We start from the raw sequence: 4,313 nt of genomic DNA on the forward strand, positions 1-4,313 counted from the left end.
GCTTTCGCCACGTGGTGGCGCATGCTCTCGCTGGCGGTCATGTCCCGGGTGGTGCGGGATCACCCCCTGGCGCAAATTCCCTGGCAGTTTATTCGTTGTCCGGGTTATCAATTGGAGGTAAACATATGAATGACAGCGCAAGCACATTCACTATCAACCTGAACGGCAAGTGGCGGTTTATGGTTGACCAGGACCCGGAATATCATCGGCATTTTGATTATTCAAAAGCGGTTTGTCTGGGGCGCTGGGAGGAGGTAAAAGTGCCGGGCTGCTGGAACAAATATGACGCGCGTTATGATCTTTTTGAAGGCGTGGCCTGGTTTGTGCGCGATTTTGACGCAGGGAAATTGCCGGAGGAACATGTGGCGCGGCTCAACTTCGGCGGCGTCAATTACCTGGCCGATGTTTTTCTTAACGGACAGAAAGTGGGTTCGCACGAGGGCGGTTACACCGCCTTTGACATGGACGCGTCCAAAGTTCTTCAGAACGGTAAAAATCGTCTCGCGGTGCGGGTTGACAACCGGCATTTGAAGATGCGCCTGCCGGCGGTGATCGGCTGGTACAACTATGGCGGGATCCACCGGGATGTGACCCTGACCGTGACAAGGGTCTCCCGGATAGCGGGTGTGCGCGTGGATGCGGCGCCGCAGGGCGCGGGCGCAAAAGGAACGCTGGTCGTGGCGACGGCGACTGCGTCATCCGAATTAACGGTGCGGGCGCGGATCATGAACTCGGAGGGCGTTTGTCTTTGGCGGGGTGAAGGTCCGGTGCGGGACACGCAAGGGAAGTTTTCATTTGAATTGGAGAAGGCGCGACCGTGGTCGCCTGAAACTCCGCAATTGTATCATTGTGAGGTGGAACTTCTTGCCGGAGCCGAGGTGTTGGATCGGCGCGGGATATCATTCGGCATCCGCACCCTGGCGGCGGAAGGCGCGAGGATCCTGATAAACGGCAAGCCATTGTTTTTGCGGGGGATGTGTTACATTTATGATCACCCCGCCACGGGGGTTGTCTTTGATCCGGACGTTGTGAAGCATGACCTGGACGACCTGCAGGCCATGGGGGTCAATTGCCTGCGCAGTCATTTCCCCGCTCCGGATTTCTTTCTGGATGAATGCGACCGGCGCGGCATGATGCTTTGGCTGGAAGCGCCGATCTATTGTCTGAACCCTAAATCATCGGCCGGCGGCACAGCGTTTTCCGACAGCAGTGTCAAGAATTTGGCGGTCAACATGTTGCGCGAAATGGTTCTTCAGGCCGTCAACCATCCGAGCGTAATCATCTGGAGCGTTGGCAATGAATGTAACGCGGAGCACCCTGAAGCAGAGGCGTTTTTCCGCGCATGTGTTGAGCAGGTGCGCGCGCTGGACCGCTCGCGCTTGATCGGATATGCGTCTTACTATGGCAACATTGGCTGTCTGCAAGATCAGGCGGATGTAATCGGAATCAACCAGTACTGGGGCTGGTATGAGCGCATCCGACAGGACGGCGCCGTGGAAACGGCCCCGGCCATAAATTGGCCCTGCGATCTCTCCAAGCTGGACGCGTGTTTGCGGGAAAAATCAGCCTTGGGCAAACCACTATTGCTGACGGAATTCGGCGCCGACGCCGAACCCGGATTCAGGTCGGCCGGACTTGATCTCTGGTCGGAAGATTACCAGGCGGCCTTGATCCAAAAACACATGGAAATTGCGGGAAAATATCCGGCGGTTTGCGGCACGTTCCCGTTCTGTTACGCGGACTATCGCGACCCCTCGAAGCCGGTCAATCATCATTGGCGCGGGATCAATTTGAAGGGCGTTGTGGATTATCATCGCAATCACAAGCTGGCCTGGCCGGCGGTTCAAAAAATATATAACCCGAATATTGCATGATAATCGCGCAACGTGGTTAACCGAACACGTTTCTGTGTCCGGGTAGCGGAATGTCGAAGATTTGATGGATGAACCGTTTGCGCGTAACGGCGACCGGATCAACTTGAGCGTGAAAAGCCTGGATGTGCGCGTGCTGGTGTTGGAAAAATAAAAACAGAAAGGAAAATAAAATGGCGGGAAAATTCAAGTTTTCGTTCGGGCCCTGGAACATTCATGAAGGCGCGGACCCGTTCGGCCCGGCCGTGCGCAAGTCAATCGCGTTTGATAAAAAACTGGCGATGTATAAAAAACTGGGATTTGACGCCGTCCAATTTCATGATGACGATGCTGTCCCCAATTTGAATAGACTCAATCCCCGGCAGATTATTCGGGAAGCTGAAAAACTCAGCGCCAAACTCAAATCCCACGGGCTGGCCGCGGAATTCGTGGCGCCGCGGTTATGGGAAGACCCTCGCACCGTTGACGGCGGATATACGTCAAACGAGGCAGGTTGCCGGAAATACGCCATTGAACGCAGCAAGCGCTGTATTGATATCGCCAATGCCCTCGGCACGAAATTGATCGTGCTCTGGCTGGCGCGCGAAGGCACCTATGCCCGCGAAGCCAAGGACAGCCGGGAGGCGGTCAAGCGCATCCTTGAGGCTATGAACGCGATGCTGGAATATGATTCGGAAATAAAAATAGCCATAGAGCCCAAGCCAAACGAGCCCATGGATCACACCTACATTCCCACCACCGGCCATGCGATCGCGCTGGCGTTCCAAACCCGCGCTCCGGAACGGGTGGGCGTCAATATTGAAAGCGCCCATGCCATCCTGGCCGGACTGGACCCTTCGGATGAAATGGGTTTTGCGCTTTCTTTCAATAAATTATGGACCGTGCATCTCAACGACCAGAACGGGCTGAAATTTGACCAGGACAAGACGTTCGGCGCCGTTGATTTGCGCCGGGCGTTCAACCAGGTGCGGATATTGGACAAATATAATTACGGAAGCAACGGGGAATTTGTCGGCCTGGACGTGAAAGCCATGCGCACGCAGAAAGACGATGTCGCCACCAGGCATTTGGCCAACAGCCGGAAAATATTCCTGCGCTTGCTGGAAATATCACGCAGTTTGAAAGAAGATAAATTGCAGGACATGATCGGCAAACGCGATTATGAAGCCCTGGAAATGTATATTCTGGAAAATATGATTGGGAAAAGATGAAGAAAATAATTTCGATTAGAAAAACCCCCCTGCCCTTTGAATTCCCCGGCGCCAATTTTTACGGGAGCGGGGAAGAAGCGGCCGCCTTGAGGGTTATCCGCGCAAAGAGCCCTTTCCGATATTATGGTCCGAAATGCGGTTGCGAAGTTGACAAGTTTGAAGGAGAATTCGCAAAATTTACGGGAGTCCGCCGGGCGCTTGCCGTAAGCAGCGGCACGCAGGCGCTGGCCACGGCCATGTCGGCCCTGGGCGTGGGGCCGGGATGCGAAGTGATCGTCCCGGCCTACATGTGGATCGCGATCGTGGCCGGCGTGGTGCGGCTGGGGGCGATTCCTGTCCTGGCGGAAATAGACGATTCCTTTACGCTCAACCCGGCGGCGCTTGAAAAGCGCATTAATAAAAGGACGCGTTTGATTGTGGCCGTCCACATGAGCGGCGCGCCGGCCAATATGCCTGCCATACTGAAGGTTGCCCGCCGGCATAAGGTAAAAGTGCTGGAGGATTGCGCCCAATGCAATGGAGGAACATACAAAGGAAAAAAAGTCGGCTCATTCGGCGACATGGCCATCTTCAGTTTCCAGTTGAACAAGATAATGACGACCGGCGAGGGCGGCACAATAACAACCGATTCCGAGCATTTGTTCCGCCGCGCCTCCGCCATTCATGACCTCGGCTATCCGCGGATTAACGGAAGGTTGGTCATGGAAGACGGAAAATATGCGCTCTGGGGTTTTGGCGGGCGGATGAGCGAAATCGCCGGCGCTATTGCCAGGGTGCAGTTGAAAAAATTGCCGAAAATCATCGCCGCCATGCGCCATGCCAAGTCTGAGATAAAGAAAGGCATTGCCGGCATTGACAGGCTGAAATTCAGGCGGCTGAATGATGCGCGGGGAGATACAGGCGCTTTTCTCATCCTGATTCTGCCCGACGCGGGCCGGGCGAAGAAGTTCGCGGAATGTCTGAACAAAAACAAGATTTTTGCGGGGCTTTCTCCGACCATGCGCGTGGCCGATTTCGGCATGCATGTTTATTATAACATTCATTCGCTGGTCGGGAAGCATTCCAACTCCGCCGACGGTTTCCCCTGGACTCTGGCGGACAATAAGGATTCAAATTACGATTATCATAAGGGCGCCATGCCGCAATCGGACAATCTGATGAAACGGAGCGTTATTATGCCGATCCCGTCGGTGATGACAAAACAGGATATTGCCGATACAATCCGCGGCAT

General features: G+C 54.7%; 3 protein-coding genes. All 3 read left to right on the forward strand.

Annotation, left to right across the window (positions count from 1 at the left end):
• The first annotated feature begins 125 nt into the window (after positions 1–125).
• A complete protein-coding gene (locus tag PHP98_09980; protein MDD5483954.1) occupies positions 126–1,874 on the forward strand; it encodes a glycoside hydrolase family 2 TIM barrel-domain containing protein in 1,749 nt (582 codons plus the stop codon).
• Between the two features lie 170 nt (positions 1,875–2,044).
• Positions 2,045–3,082, forward strand: a complete 1,038-nt coding sequence (locus PHP98_09985) for a TIM barrel protein (GenBank protein ID MDD5483955.1) — start codon at positions 2,045–2,047, stop codon at positions 3,080–3,082.
• Positions 3,079–4,313 (forward strand): aminotransferase class I/II-fold pyridoxal phosphate-dependent enzyme (locus PHP98_09990; GenBank protein MDD5483956.1); only part of this gene is annotated, 1,235 nt, incomplete at its 3' end. The genes PHP98_09985 and PHP98_09990, both read left to right, overlap by 4 nt.

The organism is Kiritimatiellia bacterium, from assembly GCA_028715905.1.
GTDB lineage: Bacteria > Verrucomicrobiota > Kiritimatiellia > JAAZAB01 > JAAZAB01 > JAQUQV01.